10 protein-coding genes and 5 pseudogenes are annotated in these 20437 nt (G+C 56.7%); 9 read left to right on the forward strand and 6 right to left on the reverse strand.

Translation table 11 applies throughout. The features are described from left to right. Positions 1 to 14 precede the first annotated feature (14 nt). The 5 genes and pseudogenes from N8E89_RS08385 to N8E89_RS08405 all read left to right on the forward strand — a co-directional run bounded on the left by N8E89_RS08385 (position 15) and on the right by N8E89_RS08405 (position 5725). Positions 15 to 1013: an ABC transporter ATP-binding protein gene (locus N8E89_RS08385; protein ID WP_106662458.1), complete on the forward strand. Its 999-nt coding sequence runs from the start codon at positions 15 to 17 to the stop codon at positions 1011 to 1013. An 18-nt stretch (positions 1014 to 1031) separates the two neighbouring features. Then, a complete protein-coding gene (locus N8E89_RS08390) occupies positions 1032 to 1808 on the forward strand; it encodes an L-iditol 2-dehydrogenase (RefSeq protein ID WP_106662459.1) in 777 nt (258 codons plus the stop codon). A gap of 62 nt (positions 1809 to 1870) precedes the next feature. Then, positions 1871 to 3351, forward strand: a pseudogene (locus tag N8E89_RS08395) (mannitol dehydrogenase family protein). 1 nt (position 3352) lies between these two features. Then, complete coding sequence (locus tag N8E89_RS08400) at positions 3353 to 4033, forward strand: HAD family hydrolase (protein WP_113172474.1); 681 nt, start codon at positions 3353 to 3355, stop codon at positions 4031 to 4033. Positions 4034 to 4138: 105 nt separating this feature from the next. Next, entirely contained in the window at positions 4139 to 5725 is a 1587-nt protein-coding gene (locus tag N8E89_RS08405) for an FGGY-family carbohydrate kinase (RefSeq protein WP_162707237.1), read from the forward strand. A gap of 36 nt (positions 5726 to 5761) precedes the next feature. On the opposite strand, the pseudogene polA reads toward N8E89_RS08405, so the two are convergent. Continuing rightward, positions 5762 to 8723: pseudogene (polA, locus tag N8E89_RS08410) on the reverse strand (DNA polymerase I). A gap of 423 nt (positions 8724 to 9146) precedes the next feature. On the opposite strand from polA, the pseudogene N8E89_RS08415 reads away from it, so the two are divergent. Together N8E89_RS08415 and N8E89_RS08420 are read left to right on the forward strand one after the other, a co-directional pair. Continuing rightward, positions 9147 to 10536: pseudogene (locus N8E89_RS08415) on the forward strand (M20/M25/M40 family metallo-hydrolase). A 17-nt stretch (positions 10537 to 10553) separates the two neighbouring features. Continuing rightward, positions 10554 to 11171 carry a ribonuclease D gene (locus N8E89_RS08420; RefSeq protein ID WP_113172471.1) on the forward strand — a complete coding sequence of 206 codons (618 nt, stop codon included), beginning with the start codon at positions 10554 to 10556 and terminating at the stop codon, positions 11169 to 11171. 72 nt (positions 11172 to 11243) lie between these two features. Here N8E89_RS08420 and N8E89_RS08425 read toward each other — a convergent pair whose 3' ends face one another. Further along, complete coding sequence (locus tag N8E89_RS08425; protein WP_113172470.1) at positions 11244 to 12368, reverse strand: acyltransferase family protein; 1125 nt, start codon at positions 12366 to 12368, stop codon at positions 11244 to 11246. A 304-nt stretch (positions 12369 to 12672) separates the two neighbouring features. Next, on the reverse strand, positions 12673 to 12870 hold the full coding sequence (locus N8E89_RS08430; protein ID WP_106662466.1) for a hypothetical protein: 198 nt from the start codon (positions 12868 to 12870) through the stop codon (positions 12673 to 12675). A gap of 180 nt (positions 12871 to 13050) precedes the next feature. Between N8E89_RS08430 and N8E89_RS08435 the strand changes: the two are divergent. Beyond that, positions 13051 to 15253: pseudogene (locus tag N8E89_RS08435) on the forward strand (transglycosylase domain-containing protein). A 9-nt stretch (positions 15254 to 15262) separates the two neighbouring features. Here N8E89_RS08435 and glpK read toward each other — a convergent pair. Next, the gene (gene glpK / locus N8E89_RS08440; protein WP_106662468.1) at positions 15263 to 16753 is read right to left on the reverse strand and encodes a glycerol kinase GlpK; all 1491 of its coding nucleotides are present in this window, start codon (positions 16751 to 16753) and stop codon (positions 15263 to 15265) included. A gap of 121 nt (positions 16754 to 16874) precedes the next feature. On the opposite strand from glpK, the gene N8E89_RS08445 reads away from it, so the two are divergent. Continuing rightward, entirely contained in the window at positions 16875 to 17624 is a 750-nt protein-coding gene (locus N8E89_RS08445; protein WP_262261710.1) for an SDR family NAD(P)-dependent oxidoreductase, read from the forward strand. A gap of 41 nt (positions 17625 to 17665) precedes the next feature. Here N8E89_RS08445 and xylA read toward each other — a convergent pair. Further along, positions 17666 to 18975, reverse strand: a pseudogene (gene xylA, locus N8E89_RS08450) (xylose isomerase). Beyond that, positions 18972 to 20426 (reverse strand): xylulokinase, encoded by a 1455-nt coding sequence (gene xylB, locus N8E89_RS08455; protein ID WP_262261711.1) that lies wholly within the window; start codon positions 20424 to 20426, stop codon positions 18972 to 18974. The pseudogene xylA and the gene xylB overlap by 4 nt, the downstream one beginning before the upstream one ends. Positions 20427 to 20437: the final 11 nt, after the last annotated feature.

The raw sequence follows: 20437 nt of genomic DNA on the forward strand, positions 1-20437 counted from the left end.
CAGGGAGGATTATTATGGGAAGTATTACGCTCCAAAAAGTATCGAAGTCATTTGGAACCACTGCGGTCATTCCAGAAATCGACCTTGAAATCGATGACGGTGAATTCGTTGTCTTCGTCGGTCCTTCCGGCTGTGGAAAATCGACCCTGCTGCGGATGATCGCGGGTCTCGAAGATCTGAGCGGCGGCAGGATCGTCATCGACGGCAAGGACATGTCCAACGAGGCGCCGGCGAAACGCGGTTTGTCGATGGTATTCCAGTCTTATGCCCTCTATCCGCATATGAGCGTCTACGGCAACATCGCCTTCCCGTTGAAGATGGATGGCCAAGAAAAATCCGCTATCGACAAGAAGGTCAAGGATGCGGCGCATATTCTGAACCTCACCAATTATCTCGATCGCCGGCCAGGACAATTGTCGGGCGGCCAGCGCCAGCGTGTCGCCATAGGCCGCGCCATCGTGCGTCAGCCTAAAGCGTTTCTCTTCGACGAGCCGCTGTCCAACCTCGATGCTGCCCTGCGTGGAAACATGCGCCTCGAGATCAGCGATCTGCATCACCAGTTGAAGACCACGATGATCTATGTGACGCACGACCAGGTGGAAGCCATGACCATGGCGGACAAGATTGTCGTGCTTAATGCCGGGCGTATCGAGCAGGTGGGCTCACCGCTTGAACTCTACCGGAGCCCGCGAAACGTTTTCGTGGCGGGCTTCATCGGCTCTCCTCGCATGAACCTCATCGAAGGTCAGGAAGCTGCCAAGCAAAACGCGACGACGCTCGGCGTGCGGCCGGAACATATCCGCATCTCCAAGACCGATGGTGCCTGGAAGGGGACCGTCGGTGTTACGGAACATCTCGGGTCCGACACATTCATCCACGTGCAGGTTGATGGCGTTGGCAAGATCACGGTGCGAACCGATGGCGATTTCAGCACTGAATTTGGCCAGCAGGTCTATCTCACGCCGGAGCCGGCACGACTGCATAGGTTCGATCCTAACGGGCAAGCAATTTAAAACGATGGGCAATTTGACATGAACAGACTTGCTGGCAAGACGGCTTTCATAACGGGCTCGGCGCGCGGCATCGGCCGAACGTTTGCGGAAGCTTACATACGCGAGGGCGCCGCCCATGTGGTGATTGCCGATATTAATCTGGAACGTGCACAGGAGACGGCAAAGGAACTTGGCAGCCAAGCGCATGCGGTCCGCCTCGATGTTACAAGCCAGGCATCGATCGATGCAGCGGTCAAGGAAACCGTCGACAAGTTTGGCGGCATCGACGTGCTCGTCAACAACGCAGCGCTGTTCGATCTCGCGCCAATCGTCGAGATTACGCGTGAAAGCTACGACAAGCTTTTTGCCGTCAATTTCTCTGGCACATTGTTCACATTGCAGGCCGTTGCCAAGGCAATGATCGCGCGTGGCAAGGGCGGCAAGATTATCAACATGGCCAGCCAGGCCGGCCGGCGCGGCGAGCCGCTCGTTGCAATCTATTGCGCTACCAAGGCGGCGGTGATCAGCCTCACTCAGTCGGCCGGTCTCAACCTGATCGAGCACGGCATCAATGTGAACGCGATTGCGCCGGGTGTGGTTGACGGAGAGCATTGGGAAGGCGTCGATGCGCTTTTCGCCAAATATGAGAACAGACCGCGGGGCGAGAAAAAGCGTCTGGTTGGCGAAGCCGTTCCCTTTGGCCGTATGGGCACAGCCGAAGATCTTACTGGCATGGCCATTTTCCTCGCGAGCGGCGAGAGCGACTATATCGTCGCCCAGACCTACAATGTTGATGGCGGCAATTGGATGAGCTGACGTTTCCCTGCATCGCCAGAAGGATGCAGGCGCATCTTACATGAAAAGAGGGGTTAGGCCCGATGACTGTTAAACTCTCCAAAGCCACGCTGCAGAACTTGCCGAAAAATGTTGGCGTCCCCGGCTACAGCCAATCGGGACTGAAGGCCGGCATAATCCATTTCGGCATCGGCAATTTTCATCGTGCGCATCAGGCAGTCTATCTCGATGAATTGTTTAATGCCGGCATAGATCATGAGTGGGGCCTTGTCGGTGCTGGCGTTCTCGCGTCCGACGAAACCATGCGACAGAAGCTGCAGGCGCAGGATTGGCTGACGACCGTTGTCGAGCAGGATAGCGGCCACAGGACTGCTCACGTCACCGCGTCGATGATCGACTATCTGCAGCCTGGCGACACGGCAAATACCATTGCTCGCCTTGCCGATCCTGAAATCCGCATCGTATCCCTTACGATCACGGAGGGCGGTTACTTCATCGATCCGGCGTCCGGGGTGTTCAATCCCCAGCACCCGGCAATCGTTTCCGACGCGGCCAATATCAAGGACCCGAGTACCGTCTTCGGCTTGATCCTTGCCGGTTTGATGCGCCGCCGCGATGAAGGATCGGCACCATTCACGGTCATGTCCTGTGACAATATCCCGGGCAATGGCCATGTGACCTGCGAGCGCCAGTCAGTGGTCTTGCCGCGGTTATCGATCCGAATTTGGCTCAGTGGGTCAAGGACCAGGTCGCTTTTCCCAACAGCATGGTCGATCGCATTACGCCTGCCACGACAGACCGGGAGAGGGGATTGCTTGCGACGGATTTCGGTGTGGAGGACAACTGGCCAGTTTTTTGTGAACCATTCAAGCAATGGGTATTGGAGGATCATTTTCCGGCCGGGCGCCCGGCTCTGGAGAAGGTCGGTGTAACCTTCGTCAAGGACGTCGCCCCCTATGAACTGATGAAAATCCGCATTCTCAACGGTGGTCACGCGGCAATCGCTTACCCGGCATCGCTCATGGATATTCATTTTGTGCACGAGGCCATGGAGGAGCCGCTTATCCGCGACTTCCTGACAAAGCTGGAACGGGAGGAGATTATCCCCGTTCTGCCTCCGGTACCGGGCACATCCTTCGACGCCTATTTCGACCTCATTGTCAGGCGGTTTTCCAATCCGAAGATCGGCGACACAATCCAGCGCCTGTGCCAGGATGGATCCAACCGCCAGCCGAAATTCATCCTGCCGACGACAGCCGACAGGCTTAAGGCGGGCAACGGTATTACTGGACTTTCGCTGGTTTCTGCGCTGTGGTGCCGGTTCTGTGCCGGGACGACCGATAGCGGCAAGCCGACGAATTATCTCGATGCAAGCGCCGAGCGATTGAAAGTAGAAGCTTTGAAGGCAAAGGACGATCCGAAGGCATTTCTGGCTATGACCGATATATTCGGTGAAGTTGGGACATCGCCGATTTTCGTGGAATCGTTCTCGCGAATCCTGCGGATTTTATGGGACAAGGGCGCGCGCGAGACTTTGACGCTTTACCTTGCCGACAAGCTCTGAGATGGCAAAGCCCGCTCTCGTCATTTTCGATTGTGATGGTGTCCTCGTTGACAGCGAGCCGATTTCCATTGCAGTCCTCCTTGACATGATCGCCAAGAGCGGGACCGCATTGTCCGAGGACGACGCTTATGACCGGTTCCTCGGGCGCAGTATGACGACCATCAGCAAGATATTGCATGAGGATTATGGATTTGCCGCAAGTGAGGCAGACCTCGACGAGATGCGCTCCAACCTCTTTGCCCGCTTCAGATCGGATTTGAAACCGATTCCCGGCATTGCCGAAACGCTTCGCGCGCTGGATGTGCCTCGATGCGTTGCCTCATCAAGCCAACCGGACCGCATCCGCTTGTCCCTGACACTCACCGGGCTGCTTGATCTTCTCGACCCGCATATTTTCAGTGCCACCATGGTCAAACGCGGAAAGCCGGCACCGGATTTGTTCTTGCTAGCCGCAAAAACGATGAAAACGGCACCGACAGATTGTGTCGTAGTCGAAGACAGTCCCGCCGGAATTGAAGCGGCGAAGACCGCGGGGATGCAGGTCTTCGCCTTTACCGGCGGAACACACTCGCGCGGCGGACGGTTGGAGGCGGCCCTTGCGTCTCTTAAACCAGACCGTATATTCAACGACATGTTGCAATTGCCCGGCTTGCTCAGAGACCTTTCAAAAACTTCACCCTGATGGCCATCCGATGCGATTTTCTGCGCTTCCGGCGCTCATGGACGCTGATTTATCAGGTTGAGTTCTCAAAGGCCCCATATGACAGCAAGTAATACCGAAAGTTCGTTGATGCCGAAATTCGTCTGTGCGGTCGATGTTGGGACAGGAAGCGCCCGTGCGGGCATTCTCGATGCGGCGGGAAATCTTCTTGGCCGGGTCGAACATCCGATCTTGATGAACCGTCCGCGGGCAGATCATGCGGAGCATGATTCAGAAGACATCTGGAAATCCGTTTGCGTAGCAGTGCAGGGCGCTCTTGCGGCCTCGAAAGTCGATCCGTCGCACGTTGTCGGTATCAGCTTCGATGCAACTTGTTCACTCGTTGTACGCGACGAGGATGGCCTCCCGTTGACCGTGTCGACATCGGGTGAGCACCGCTGGGATACCATCGTCTGGCTGGACCATCGGGCGCTGGATGAAGCGGATGAATGTACTGCGACGGGCCATAAAGCGCTGAGCTATCTTGGCGGCGTGATGTCGCCGGAAATGCAGACCCCAAAACTGATGTGGCTGAAACGGCATTTGCCGGAAAGCTGGAACAAAGCCGGCTATTTCTTCGATCTTGCCGACTACCTGAGCTGGAAGGCTTCCGGTTCACTTGCGCGCTCGCAATGCACGCTGACGTGTAAATGGACCTATCTCGCACATGAAAGTGAAGGCTGGCAGCCGGACTATCTGGAGACCATCGGCTTGGAAGACATGATCGAGCGTGGAAACCTCCCTGACCACGCCAGCCCGATGGGCGCGTTCGTCGGCACATTGACACCTCAAGCAGCCGAAGGTTTGGGGCTGACTACCGCATGCCACGTCGGTGCAGGGCTCATCGATGCCTATGCTGGCGCTCTCGGCGTTCTGGGCGGCTTTGCTGGTGACCTCTCCGAGATCGACCGGCACCTTGCCCTGATTGCGGGCACTTCCAGCTGTCTGATGGCGCTGTCGCAGGAACCGATTTCCTTCAGCGGCGGCTGGGGCCCGTATTATGGGGTGGCCTTGCCGGATTGCTGGCTGAGCGAGGGCGGCCAATCGGTGACCGGCGCCTTGCTGGACCATGTCATTCGCTGGCACGGGGCCGTTGGCGAACCGAATACAGCGTTGCACAAGAAGATCACCGACCGGGTAATGGAACTGCGTGCAGACGAAGGACTCGATCTCGCCGGCCGGCTGCACGTTCTTCCTGATTTTCACGGGAATCGCTCTCCCCTCGCCGATCCGCATGCGGTCGGCGTGATCAGTGGTCTCACACTGGATGCATCCTTTGACAGCCTGTGCAGGCTCTATTGGCGCACGTCAGTCGGCATTGCACTTGGCGTCCGCCATATCCTGGAAGCTCTGAATGACAAGGGTTACGCGATTGACACCATGCACGTCACGGGCGGGCACACCAAGAGCCCGCTGCTGATGGAACTCTACGCCGATGCAACGGGCTGCACCGTAATCACCTCGGCTGCAGAGGACGCGGTTCTTCTTGGTACCGCCATGGTTGCGGCAACTGCAGCAGGGCTTTATCCTGATTTGCCTTCGGCCTGCATCGCGATGAAGCAGGGCGGCCGCCCGCGCCAGCCAAATCCCGAAGCGCGGAAGCGCTTCGATCGCGATTACCGCATTTTCCTCGAAATGCATGCGCAGCGAAGGGTGCTGGACACACTTCAATAAAGGTTCGCGCCTATGACAGGCTCCAGGGCCCTGACCCTAGTGGGCTTCGTCCCAATTGTTCGCGGCGCGTGCATCGACATGCAGCGGGACGGACAGGGAAATCGCCGGCATAGCGGCATTTTCCATGACCGCGCGAATGACCGGGATTGTCGCTTCCACTTCCGCTTCCGCCGTCTCGAAGATCAGTTCGTCATGCACCTGCAGGAGCATGCGCGCCGAGAGGTTCGCTTCGTCCAAGGCTGGCTCGATGCGGACCATGGCGCGGCGAATGATATCGGCGGCCGATCCCTGGATCGGCGCGTTGATCGCGGCGCGTTCATTGAATGCCCGGTGTTGCGGATTGGATGAACGAATCTCCGGATAGTGTGCCCGCCGCCCGAAAATCGTCTCGACATAACCGTGCTGGCGAGCGAACGCTTTCGTCGATTCCATATAGTCCCGGATACCGGGGAAACGTTCGAAGTAAGTGCGGATATATTGCCCGGCTTCTTCCCGTGGAATCGACAGCTGATTGGCAAGGCCAAAGGCGGAGATACCGTAAATAATGCCGAAATTGATCGCTTTAGCGCGCCGGCGCACTTCGGACGGCATGTCCTTCACCGGGACGCCGAACATTTCCGAAGCAGTCATTGCATGAATGTCGATGCCATCGGCGAAAGCCTGCGTCAGTTGGGGAATCTCGGCGACGTGTGCCAGGACGCGCAATTCGATCTGGCTGTAATCGGCGGAAATCAGCTTGTTACCGGGCTCGGCGATGAAGGCGGTGCGGATCTTACGGCCTTCACTGGTGCGTACCGGAATGTTTTGCAGGTTTGGCTCGGACGAAGAGAGACGTCCCGTAGAGGTCGCCGCCATGGCATAGGAAGTATGCACGCGCTTGGTACGTGGGTTGATATAGCCCGGCAATGCATCCGTATAGGTGGATTTGAGCTTGGTCAGCTGCCGCCAGTCGACGATCTTGCGCGGCAGCTCATGGCCTTCTGCGGCAAGGTCTTCGAGCAATTGGGCTGACGTGGACCACTGGCCGGTCTTGGTCTTGGAACCACCGGGAAGACCCATCTTGCCAAACAGGATATCGCCCATCTGTTTCGGCGAGCCGATATTGATCTTTTCGCCGGCCAGGCGGTAAATTTCTTCTTCGATGGCTGCGGCGGACTGGGCGAGGTCGCCGGACAAGCGCGAAAGAATCTGGCGGTCGACGGAAATACCGCGCTCCTCCATGCGGGCCAGCACCGGGATGAGTGGCCGTTCCAGCCGCTCGTAGACCGAGACAAGCCCATCGGCGACAAGACGCGGCTTCAACAGTCGCCACAAGCGCAAGGTGACGTCGGCATCCTCGGCTGCATATTCGGTGGCGCGCTCGATCGTTACCTTGTCAAATGTAACCGATGATTTCCCCGAACCAATCAAGTCTTTGTAGGCCAGGGGTTTGTGTCCAAGCCAGCGGTCACAAAGACTATCCATGCCGTGGCCGCCCTCACCGGCGTCAAGCACGTAGGAGATGAGCATTGTGTCATCGAGCGGATGAAGGTCGATGCCATGGCGATGCATGACCAACCATTCATATTTCATGCTGTGCGCGATCTTCAGCACCGAGCGCTCTTCGAGCAACGGCTTCAACAAACGGAAGACTTCCCGCTCGGATATCTGATGCTCAATCAAACCTCCACCGAGGAGATCGCCGTCGCCAGACTTGTGATTGATCGGAATATAGGCCGCTCGCCCTGGTCGTGTGGCGAGCGACAGCCCGACGACATCGGCTTGCATTGGATCCGCCGAGTTGGTCTCAGTATCGAACGCGACAACACCGGATGTCATCGCCTCGTCGATCCAGACTTGCAGCGTCGCCACATCGCGAGATCGTAACATAAGCGCTTCGATCGAACTTGGCGGCGAGCACCTCGTCGGTGCGCGATTTTACAAGGTCAGCAGGGGTTGCGGCGATATTCGATGCGGATTGCTTCGGCGAAGCCGCTGCCAGATTTGGTTCTGCGGATACTTGACGGCTTGTAATTTGCTCATTGGCCGGCTCTACGTCAACGTCTGGTCCATGTGCCTCGGCTACCGCTTCTATCTTCAGGCGGGCAGGTTCGACCTCACTTGCATCGACGCCGGTTGCTTCCGCGGCACGGCGGGTCAATGAATTGAATTCCATGGTCTTCAAAAAGGCGATGAGCTTATGACCGTCTTGTGGTTCAAGTCCGAAGTCCTCGATCCCGACATCGATCGGCGTGTCTTTCTTCAATGTTACCAGCTGGCGTGAAATGCGTGCCTGATCGGCATATTGAAGAATGTTTTCGCGCCGTTTCTGTTGCTTGATTTCGCCAGCACGGGCAAGAAGCGTATCCAGATCGCCGAACTCTTCAAGCAACTGTGCGGCGGTCTTTGGTCCGATACCGGGAATACCCGGCACATTGTCAGTCAAATCGCCAGTCAGCGCCTGAAGGTCGATCATTTTTTCTGGCGGAACGCCCCATTTCTCAATGACGTCTGGAATACCGATCTGCTTGTCCTTCATGCTGTCGTACATCGACACGTTTGGCGTGACGAGCTGCATGAGATCCTTGTCGGAGGAAATGATGGTAACCTCAGCGCCTGCTTCTTCAGCCAGACGCGCATAGGTTGCGATCAGATCGTCTGCTTCAAAGCCTTCCTTTTCGACGCAGGGCAGGTTGAAAGCCTTGGTTGCCTGGCGAATGAGCCCGAACTGTGGGATCAGGTCTTCCGGCGGCGCCGAACGGTTTGCCTTGTATTCAGGATAGATTTCCTTGCGAAAAGTATGCGACGAATAGTCGAAGATCACCGCAAAATGCGTCGGGGTGTCCCCTACCGATGTATCCCGAGCTTCCCGAAGCAGCTTCCACAACATGTTGCAGAAACCGGAAACAGCACCCACTGGCAAACCGTCCGATTTGCGAGTAAGGGGTGGGAGTGCATGATAGGCCCGAAAGATATAGCCGGAGCCGTCGACGAGGAAGAGATGATCACCATTTTTCATGGCCGATAGGATTAAATGATGATCTGCAAAAAGGGAATGATCTGTCTTTTCCTTTCCCCGAAAGATCGTTCGAAAGCGCTTGTATACTGACACAGATGCATCACGCGTTTGTTACGAAGATGTAATCTTCTGTGCCCTTGAATTGCCACGGTTTGACCCCCAAATCCAAGGTGTCGACGTTAGATCGATGTCCGGGAACAAGGCTCGTCCCCCGCCTGACCCCGGACTTGCGGCCAACCTCATCCCCCCTCTCCAGGGTTGACCGCAAATGAGTGTAATGATCTGGTCGCCTGTGGTCCCCCCGCCACGGCGACCATTTCTTTTGTGGCTTCCAGAAATGCCACTTTTTTGTGCCGTTGCCAGCAAAATGCGCTAAGAAGAACTCCCTTCACGAGTCCCGGTCCACAGAAATCAGGAAATACCATGCCAGCTCTCGATCCTGTCTTGAATGCGCTTGATACCAACCTCGACAAAAGTCTGGAGCGACTTTTCGATCTGTTGAAGATCAAATCCATATCGACCGACCCAGCCTTCAAGACTGAATGCCGCAAAGCTGCTGAATGGCTGGTAGCCGACCTGAAATCGATCGGTTTCGAGGCGAGCGTGCGTGATACGCCGGGACATCCGATGGTTGTTGCTCACCATGAGGGACCGGGCGCCGGCGCGCCGCATGTGCTGTTCTACGGACATTATGACGTGCAGCCGGTCGATCCACTGGAATTGTGGGAAAACGATCCGTTCGCTCCGGCAATCAAGGATGCGGGTAATGGCCGCAAGATACTCACCGGCCGTGGTACATCTGATGACAAGGGGCAGCTGATGACCTTTGTCGAGGCCTGTCGCGCTTATAAGGACGTCCATGGCAAGCTGCCCGTAAGGGTTTCCATCCTGTTCGAGGGGGAAGAGGAATCTGGCTCGCCATCGCTGAAGCCGTTTCTCAACGCCCACAAGGACGAGTTGAAGGCAGATTTCGCCCTCGTCTGCGATACCAGCATGTGGGATGCCGAAACGCCGGCGATCTCCGTCGGGTTGCGCGGTCTGGTTGGCGAGGAAATTGTAGTCAAGGCAGCTGATCGCGATCTTCATTCGGGAATGTTCGGCGGCGCCGCTGCAAATCCGATCCGTATTCTGACAAAGGTACTCGCCGATCTGCATGATGAAAACGGGGCTGTTACCATTCCGGGTTTTTATGACGGTGTTGAAGAAACGCCGACGCAGATCCTGCAGATGTGGGAAGGACTGGGTTCAACACCCGAGAACTTTCTCGGCCCCGTCGGACTTTCGGTTCCGTCTGGCGAAAAGGGCCGCTCGATCCAGGAATTGATCTGGGCACGGCCAACCGCTGAAATCAACGGTATAACCGGTGGCTATACAGGTCAGGGATTCAAGACAGTGATCGCGGCGCAGGCCTCCGCCAAAGTATCGTTCCGTTTGGTGCACAAGCAGGATCCTGCAAAAATCCGTGAAGCATTCCGGGCGTTCGTTCGACAACGCATTCCGGCCGATTGCTCAGTGGAGTTCCACGAGCATGGCGGTTCGCCAGCTATTCAGCTTTCCTATGATCTCGCCGCTGCTTACCAAAGCCAAAAACGCCTTGAGTGATGAATGGCCGAAGCCGGCAGTACTGATCGCCATGGGTGGATCGATCCCGATTGTCGGCGATTTCCAGCGCCTGCTCGACATGGAATCGCTGCTCGTCGGCTATGGCCTGGAGGATGACCGGATCCATTCACCCAATGAAAAATATGAGCTGAACTCTTTCCACAAGGGTCAGCGGTCGTGGGCACGCATCCTTGCAGCGCTCGCCAAGTAATTGAAAGAGATACGCTGATGACCATTCGCTCTCACCGCAACGATCTCCCTGACCTCAAGAATTACCAGGTTGACGCCGTTGCAATCGATACGGAGACATTAGGGCTCAATCCGCATCGTGACCGGCTCTGTGTCGTGCAAATTTCCCCCGGCGACGGCTCGGCGGATGTCATCCAGATCGACAGGGGTCAGAAGGCTGCGCCCAATCTGGTAAAGCTTCTTGGTGATGATGCCATCACCAAGATTTTCCACTTCGGCCGCTTTGACCTTGCCGTCCTTTTTCATACGTTTGGCGTCATGCCAAAGCCGGTCTTCTGCACCAAGATTGCCTCGCGTCTCGTACGCACCTACACGGACAGGCATGGGTTGAAGGAAATCTGTAGCGAATTGCTCGATATAAATCTCTCCAAACAGCAGCAATCATCAGACTGGGCAGCACCAGAGCTAAGTCAGGCACAGCTTGAATATGCGGCGTCCGATGTTCTCTACCTGCATCGTCTTCGGACCATTTTACAGCAGCGGCTGGTTCGTGATGGGCGTGCCGAAGAGGCTGCTGCCTGCTTCGAGTTTCTGCCCACCCGCTCCAGGTTGGATCTGATGGGCTGGGCGGAGCAGGATATCTTCGCCCACAGTTAAAAGCATCGGACGATGGCGCCTGACCAAGTGAATGGCCGCCAGCCTGAAGCAGAATAGCGTCCGTCCGACGTTCTAAGTCGACGATTCGGCCGTAACCAAAGCTTCTCTCGAAGCTGTGGTGCGGTCGATGTGTGCCCATTGCGGCCGCTGGAACAGAAACTGCCCGTAGCCGATCCGTTGAATGAGGCCGTACAGAATCACGGGGCCAAGTACGCCGCTGATGACCGTCAAGAGCGATATCGTACCGATATCGGTTATGATCCAGCTCTTGAGCAGGATGGTACGAGCGATCGCCATTGGCAGAAAGAAAGCGAGGTAGACGACAATCGAATGCGCCCCAAGCCAGCGCAATGGGGCCACGGCTTTTTGCCAGGAGGAAAGAGAGCCGGCGATGAGCGCGGAAACCGACACGATGGCCAAGGCTCCGGCGAATCCGGCAATCAATGAAATCAAGGGCACACTGCTCCAGCCACCTAGCCCGCCAGAGGTGTAGCTTTCTTCCGGTATCCAGGCCGAAAATGGCTCCGACGCAGGATGGAACACCAGCCATCCATTGATGAGCGCCCATACTCCGAGAACCGCCAACGCTATCTGCGGGCGTTGCCGCAACCACTCCGCGATCCGGAAAATCGCTGGCGCAAACGCATATCCGGCGAAAAAGTAGACGAAGCGGCTGCAGAATTCGTCGATAACCAGCCAGCCCGTATGAATTGGCAAAGTCTCAAGAGCGCCGGCAATAATCAGGATAAGCCAAACATTGGTGCCCTTGAGCAGGCGTGTGACGATGAAGAACACGGGCAAGAGATAAATGAACCAAAGGGTGCCGAATGGCTGGACAAAGGCCAGAATGTAGGCGGAGAAGGCGCCGCTAAGACCGCTCTCAGCCACGATGCCTGGTGCTTTGAACAGGAACTGGATCGTGAGCCACAGGAAGTAGAAATACGCGAAATGCACGACTTTGCGATCGGCGTAGCGCAACCAGGGGCGGTCAATCACAAGTCCGAGAAACAGACCCGATATCAGGAAAAAATCTGGCATGCGGAAGGGCTGTGCAAAGGCAACGACGGCGTGCATCCAGCCGCGTGCTCCTGCTTCGTTCTCGACACCCAGAACCGAATGCATCATCACGACAAAGATGATGCACACGCCCTTGGCAATATCGACCCAATCGACGCGCGAGTTTTCGCCGGTGTTCATGATCTTGTTCCCCAACCAATTTTCCTTACATAGATGAAATTAGACAAGGGGAAGTAAAATTCGAGTGATGAATGGGTCTGAAACGCCGGCAAGCCCCAAAAACAAAAGAGCCGGGCATAAGCCCGGCGAATTGTGAACGCTAAAGCGTCCAGAGGGGAACACGCAACGAGCGAAAAATGGGAGGAGAACCGCTCGTTACGCATGAATGAAAATAGAACTGCCCTAGTCCCTTTTCAAGGGCTGCAAGATAATATTTTACGCGTGCGAGCATTTTTTATCGGTCACCCTGATTTCTGGTGCAATTTTAATTGCTTGTAGCACCCGTTTGAGCGCTATCATCTGAAAATTCCTGCATGTCTTTGCAAACACCACGCCCGCGCAACTGACAACCACCAAGACGATACTGAGCTTCCGATGCTGGTGCGGGATTGAGCCGTTCAATGGCGCCCCCGCCACAACCGCCCAAGATCGCCGCGAGAGCTGCAAGGACAACAAAACGCATTGGTTCGCTCCTGATTTGATTGATGCAAAGTAGCGTTGGTTGCGGCGTTTCTCAATGATGCGATCTTGGCCGTGCGGAATCCAATCATCAGGACTTTAACCGCACCTTAAATCGCCGCAATTAACCTGCAACGGGTCGCGGATCATTCTTGCGGCTCATTTGGGGCGGGACTTCTTATTAATGGCATCACGCGATAAGGGCAGACAACGCATTGAGCCGGCGTTCAGTTCGGGCCGCCGTTCAGGCGATGATTTGCGCGCAGATCCGGAGGACAGGCCTGTGGCGAAACGCAAGACTGCACGCAAGCCCATTAAACCAAAACGCGCCAGATCCCGTCGTGGCAGCGGCCGCGGGGGTTTTCTTGGCTTGCTGCGGCGAGCGGTATATTGGTCGTTCGTGCTCTGTATCTGGGGCGGCATCGCCTTGGCGGGAACAGTCATTTACTTCGCCGCAAAGATGCCACAGACAACGACTTGGTCGATTCCGGACCGGCCGCCAAACGTCAAGATCGTTTCCGTAGAAGGCAATCTGATTGCCAATCGTGGCGCGTCGGGCGGCGAAGCTATCAGCTTGCATGAGATGTCGCCATATCTGCCTGAAGCTGTGGTGGCGATCGAGGATCGGCGCTTCTACTCTCATTTCGGGGTCGATCCGATCGGTTTTGCTCGTGCCATGGCGGCGAATGTCATGTCTGGACGATTGGTGCAGGGCGGTTCGACGATTACCCAACAGCTAGCCAAAAACCTGTTCCTGACGCCGGATCGCACGATCGAGCGCAAGGTGCAGGAAGTTCTGCTCGCTCTTTGGCTGGAGCGGAAATATACGAAAAAACAGATTTTGGAGATGTATCTGAACCGGGTCTATCTCGGCTCCGGGTCCTACGGCGTAGCCGCCGCCTCCAGGCGTTATTTCGACAAATCGGCCAAGGAAGTTACGCTGCCGGAGGCGGCGTTGATTGCCGGGCTGCTGAAAGCGCCGTCGCGACTATCGCCGGCGCGGGATCCGAAGGCTGCCAGTGAGCGCGCCCAACTTGTCCTAGCTGCCATGCGCGACCAGGGCATGATCGGCGACAAGGAACTGAACTTCGCGATGAAACAGCCGGCCTCGCGCGCCGCTTCCTATTGGAGCGGATCGGAACAATATGTGGCTGACCGTGTGATGGAAGAACTGCCGGCGCTGATCGGCGATGTGCGTAGCGACGTTATTGTCGATACCACGGTAGATCTTGGCCTGCAGAAGCTCGGCGAAGCATCAATTCGTGACCTTATCAGCAAGAACGGCGAGAAGCTCAACGTATCGCAAGGCGCGATGGTCTCGGTGGACGGTACAGGGGCCGTCCGAGCGCTCATTGGCGGCTATGACTACGCCAACAGTCAGTTCGACCGTGCAAGCGAAGCCAAGCGTCAGCCGGGCTCGGCGTTCAAGCCTTTCGTCTATCTTTCGGCGCTGGAGCAGGGATTTACACCGGAATCCGTGCGCAACGATGCGCCAATTCGCATCGGCAACTGGACGCCAGGGAACTACAACGGCAAATACTTCGGCAAGGTCACACTTGCCGAAGCGCTGGCGCGCTCATTGAATTCTGTCTCGGCACAGCTCGTGATGGAAGTTGGACCGAAAACCGTCGTATCCACCGCACACCGCCTTGGAATCGAGATCAAACCTCACCTCCAATGCATCGCTGGCACTTGGAACATCGGAAGTCACGCTGCTTGAACTGACCGATTCCTTCGTGCCCTTTGCCAACGGCGGTTATAAGGCCCCGCTTCACATCATACGCCGCGTGACGACCAACGATGGCAAGGTGCTCTACGAATACAAGAGCCCGGCGCCAAGCCGCGTGATCGATCCGCGCAATGTCGGCATGATGAACGCGATGCTTAGCCAGACGGTGGAAAGCGGTACAGCAACGAAGGCAAAGTTCGGTTGGCCCGCCGCGGGCAAGACCGGCACCAGTCAGAATTTCCGTGATGCCTGGTTCATCGGTTACACGTCAAATCTGACGACCGGTGTGTGGTTCGGCAATGATGATGGCAAGCCGACGAAGAAGATCACCGGCGGGTCTCTGCCTGCAATCGCCTGGAAGGACTTCATGGTCGCCGCGCACAAGGGCGTTCCGGTAGCCCAACTGCCGGGCGACTATCAGCTGCGCCAGCAGGTTAATGACGGCAACGATATCCTCCCGGCATCAGGTGGCGATCCGGCCGTTCCGGCGGCTGAAGGTGTGCCTTCTGCTCAGCTTGATCCGGCTGGACCTGTGCCACCTGCCGGCCTTGGCGATCAGACCGGATCAACCCGGCCGGTGCCGCCTGCAAATGTTGGCGGCAACGGTGGTCAAAAAGGCCGCAAGACGACGCTGTTTGATCTGATCATGGGGAACTGACCGCTTCGATCAGCTAGTCAGCGTGCGCTTCACCGCCGACTTCCAACCCGCAATCTTCGCCTTGCGGGTTTTTTCGTCCATTTTCGGAGTGAATTGCGTGTCGCGTTCCCAGGTCTTGGAGAACTCACGGAGGTTCGGCCAGATCCCGGCCTTTGATCCGGCGAGCCATGCAGCACCGAGCGCCGTGGTTTCGAGGATGTCCGGGCGATCGACCGGCGCATCGAGAATATCGGCGAGACGCTGCATGGTCCAGTCCGAGGCGACCATGCCACCGTCGACGCGCAATACGGTCTTCGTATCGGCGGATTTCCAATCTTTACGCATGGCATCGAGCAAGTCGCGTGTCTGGTACGCGACCGATTCCAGCGCCGCCCGCGCAAATTCCGCCGGGCCGGAATTGCGGGTGAGACCATAGATAGCCCCCCGTGCTTCCGCATCCCAATACGGGGCTCCAAGTCCGACAAAGGCCGGCACCAGGTAAACGTTTTGGCTCGGATCGGCCTGATCTGCGAGCTTGCCGGTTTCAGGTGCTGAGCCGATGATCTTGAGCCCGTCCCGCAGCCATTGCACTGCTGCGCCGGCAATGAAGATGGAGCCTTCCAGGGCATAAGTCGTTTTGCCATTGAGGCGGTAAGCAATCGTTGTCAGGAGGCGATTCTTTGACAGGACCATATCACTGCCAGTGTTAAGAAGAGCGAAGCACCCGGTACCATACGTTGACTTGAACATGCCAGGCTCGAAACAGGCTTGTCCGATTGTCGCCGCGTGCTGGTCGCCGGCGACGCCAAGAATGGGTATCGCGGCGCCGAACAGATCGGCTTCTGCAGCACCGTAGCTGGCAGAGCAATCCTTGACCTCCGGCAGCATGGCGCGGGGAATGCGGAGAATTTCCAGCAGCTCATCATCCCATTCATTTGTACCGATATTAAAAAGCAGCGTCCGTGACGCGTTGGTGGCATCGGTTGCATGCACCTTGCCGCCGGTTAGCCGCCAGATGAGGAAGCAGTCGACAGTGCCGAACAGCAATTCTCCATTGGCTGCTCGTTTACGCGCACCCGGCACCTTGTCGAGTACCCATGACAGCTTCGTGCCAGAGAAATAGGGGTCGAGCAGGAGCCCCGTCTTCCTGCTGAATCTCTTTTCGAGGCCCTGCTTCTTCAATTTCTGGCAAAGCGATGCCGTCCGCCGGTCTTGCCAGACAATGGCGTTATGGATCGGCTTTCCGGTTGCCTTGTCCCAGACGATGACGGTTTCGCGCTGATTGGTAATGCCGATGGCGGCAACGTCGCCTGCCTGGATCTTGGCATTTTCGATGGCGACTTCGCATGTTCTTAGCACCGACTGCCAGATTTCCTCCGGATCGTGCTCTACCCAGCCGGATTGCGGATAGATCTGCGTGAATTCCTGCTGGCTCTTGCCAGCGACCTTGCGGTTCTTGTCAAAAATTATGGCGCGGCTTGATGTGGTACCTTGATCGATGGCCAGGACGTATCCGTTCATGCTCTCCCCCTCATTTCGGCGCCACGATATTTATTTGATCCCGGCAGATCAATCGTTGCGACATGATATGCCTCGAATTTCACAGTGCGATGGTCTATGGCTGATCCAACGGAGAATTGCCATGACCAATGATGAACCACGCAAGGTGCTTGTGCTGACCGGTGCTAGCCGCGGTATCGGCCACGCAACTGTTAAACGCTTTTCGCGCGCCGGCTGGCGCGTTATTACTTGCTCACGCCAGAGCTTTGATGACAATTGCCCCTGGCCGGCGGGTCCCGAGGATCACATCAAAGTGGATCTTGCTGATCCCGCCGATGTCGATCACGCCGTATCTGAGATAAGGCAGCGCCTCGCCGCTGAGGGAGGGAAGTTGAACGCGCTGGTAAACAATGCCGGTATTTCACCCAAGAATCCTTCTGGCGACCGGCTCGATCCGATCGAGACGCCGATGCAGACCTGGATGACCGTGTTTCAGGTGAATTTCTTTGCGCCAATCATGCTGGCGCGCGGCCTGTTTCAGGAACTTGAGGCTGCACAGGGATCGGTGGTCAATGTGACCTCGATTGCTGGCAGTCGCGTCCATCCGTTCGCCGGTACCGCTTATGCGACTTCAAAAGCTGCACTGGCCTCGCTGACCCGTGAAATGGCGTCGGATTTCGGCCCGCATGGCATTCGCGTCAACGCCATAGCGCCAGGCGAGATCGACACGGCGATCTTGTCGCCGGGGACCGACAAGCTTGTTGAACATTTGCCACTGCGCCGTCTCGGCAAGACGGCCGAAGTTGCCGAGACGATCTATTTTCTTTGCACCGAGTCGTCGTCCTATGTGACGGGCTCGGAAATCCACATCAATGGCGGTCAACACGTTTAGGATCAACCCTCCCCGCAAGGGGAGGGTACTGCATCCAATCGTCAAACGTAACGGTTGACGACGTTTTCCAGATATTCCTGACGGCCGGACTTGGGCTGGGGTTGGATTTTCTGATCCTCGACCCGTTTGGCTATGGCTTCGAGCGAGAGTTTGCCGGATAGCATCGCCTGCGCGTCCGGCTTCGACCAGCCCGCATAGCGGTCTTCGACGAACCCGGTGAGAGCTTTGTCTTCGATCATTCTTGCCGCCGCTTTGAGGCCGCGTGCGCAGGTGTCCATGCCGCCGATATGGGCGATCAACAGATCCTGCGGGTCCAGAGACTGACGACGCAGCTTGGCATCGAAGTTGGTACCGCCCGTGGTAAATCCGCCCGCCTTTAGGATTTCATGATAGGCAAGTGCCACCTCCGGAACGTTGTTCGGGAACTGATCCGTGTCCCAGCCAGATTGGTAATCATTGCGATTCATGTCGATGGAACCAAAAATACCGAGAGCGGCAGCCGTTGCGATCTCATGCTCGAAGGAGTGGCCGGCAAGGATTGCATGGCCCTGTTCGAGATTGACCTTTACTTCATTTTCGAGACCAAAACGCTTGAGAAAGCCGTAAACGGTTGCCGCATCGTAATCATACTGATGCTTGGTCGGTTCTTGCGGCTTCGGTTCGATGAGAATCGCACCCTTGAAACCAATCTTGTGCTTGTAGTCGACAACGAGGCTAAGGAATCGGCCCATCTGGTCGAGTTCACGCTTCATGTCGGTGTTAAGCAAAGTTTCATAGCCCTCGCGGCCACCCCAAAGGACATAGTTCTCGCCCTTCAGCTTCTGCGTGACGTCGATACACGTTTTGACGGTCGCGGCTGCATAGGCAAAGACATCCGGATCGGGATTGGTCGCTGCGCCCGACATATAACGGCGGTTGGAGAAGAGATTGGCCGTCCCCCAAAGCAGCTTGGTGCCGGTCTTTTCCATCTTTCCGGCAAAATAGTCGGCGATTTCATAGAGGCGCTTGTTGCTCTCCGCAATCGTTTCGCCCTCCGGACGCACGTCTGCATCGTGGAAGCAGAAATATGGGGCGCCGAGGATTGAGAACATTTCGAAGGCGACGTCAGCCTTCAATTTGGCGCCGTCCACCGTGTCGTTGAACCAAGGGCGCTCGAAGGTTTGACCGCCGAATGGGTCGCCCCCGGCCAGACGAAGGAATGCCAGTAGGCGATCGCAAAGCGTAAGTGATCTTCAAGGCGCTTGCCCAGCACAATCTCATTTGGATTGTAGAAACGATAGGCAAGCGGATCGGTGCTATCCGGCCCCTCATACTTGACTGGTTTTGTGTCACCAAAAAATCCGCTGCTCATGACTGAACTCCTTTTAATGCTGGATAGAGGTTGTGATAGCGATCGTATGCCGCGTCGAATTCGGAGGTTAAATCCGTTTCGGGTTCGATGGTGTAGTCGGTTGCAGGCGCGACGCAGATTGCACCCGGATCGGCCTTCTCGGCTGCGATAAGTCCGAGGCGTGCCGCACCAAAGGCCGCACCGAAATCACCATCCGCTGGCACGTCGACAGGAATATTGAGGGCTGTCGCAATTGCCTTGAGCCAATAGGTCGAGCGGGAACCGCCGCCGACTGCAGTCACGCGATCGAGCTTTGTACCAGCCGCAGCAAGTGCGTGAAGGCAATCGCGGAAGGCAAAAGCCACGCCTTCGAGAACGGCCTGGGTCAGCGTCGCTCGGTCGCTGGCATGTTCAAGGCCATAGAAGGAACCGCGGATGGCCGAATCGTTGAGAGGCGTGCGTTCGCCCGAAAGATAGGGTAGGAAGGTGACACCGGCCGGCGAGCGTAATTGATCGCCGAGCTCGCCAGTGAGTTCCGACGGCTTGCGCGATGTGATTCCTGCGTACCAGTTCAGGGCGTCTGTGGCCGAGAGGATGACGCCCATCTGATGCCATGTGTTTGGGATCGCATGACAGAAAGTGTGAACTGCACTTTCTGGATTGGGCAGATAGGCACTGTTGGCGGCGAAAAGCACGCCGGATGTTCCGAGCGAGACGAAGGCATGATCTTCGCCGACAGTCCCCATGCCGCAAGCAGAGGCGGCATTGTCCCCGGCGCCGCCGGCAACCACGACTTTGCTGCCCATACCCCAGCGTGCAGCCAGGTCAGCCTTCAGCACGCCGGAGACTTCGGTTCCTTCGACCAGCGCCGGCATGTGGCTTGTATTAAGCCCGGTAGCCGCAAGCAAATCTGAAGACCATGTGCGTTTGCCGACATCAAGCCATGAGGTACCCGCCGCATCGGACATTTCCGATACATATTCGCCAGTCAGCCACAGGCGCAAATAATCCTTCGGCAGGAGCACGCGGCGAAGTTTCGCAAAGATCGCAGGCTCATTATTCCTCACCCACGCGACCTTTGGTGCAGTGAAGCCGGGGAAAACAATATTGCCGCTAAGTGTTCGAAATTTTGGATCGCTGTCCAGCTCCGCAGCTTCCTTGTGGCTGCGTGTATCATTCCACAAAATACAGGGACGCAGCACCTGATCGTCAGCACCGAGCAGCGTTGCTCCGTGCATCTGACCGGACAGGCCTATGCCCTTGACTGCAGCGAGCTGCTTGCCATGGGTCGCCTTCAGCGCCGCAATAGCGTCCTCTGTTGCCTTGATCCAGTGCGACGGGTCCTGCTCCGACCAGCCGGAATGCGGGCGCAAGATATCCAGTGTCCCGGTGCCGGAACCGACAATCGACTGGTGATCGTCGATCAACAATGCCTTGACGCCGGATGTGCCCAAATCGAGACCTAAATACATGGATTTCTCTC

This window comes from Phyllobacterium sp. A18/5-2, assembly GCF_025452215.1.
Classification (GTDB): domain Bacteria; phylum Pseudomonadota; class Alphaproteobacteria; order Rhizobiales; family Rhizobiaceae; genus Phyllobacterium; species Phyllobacterium sophorae.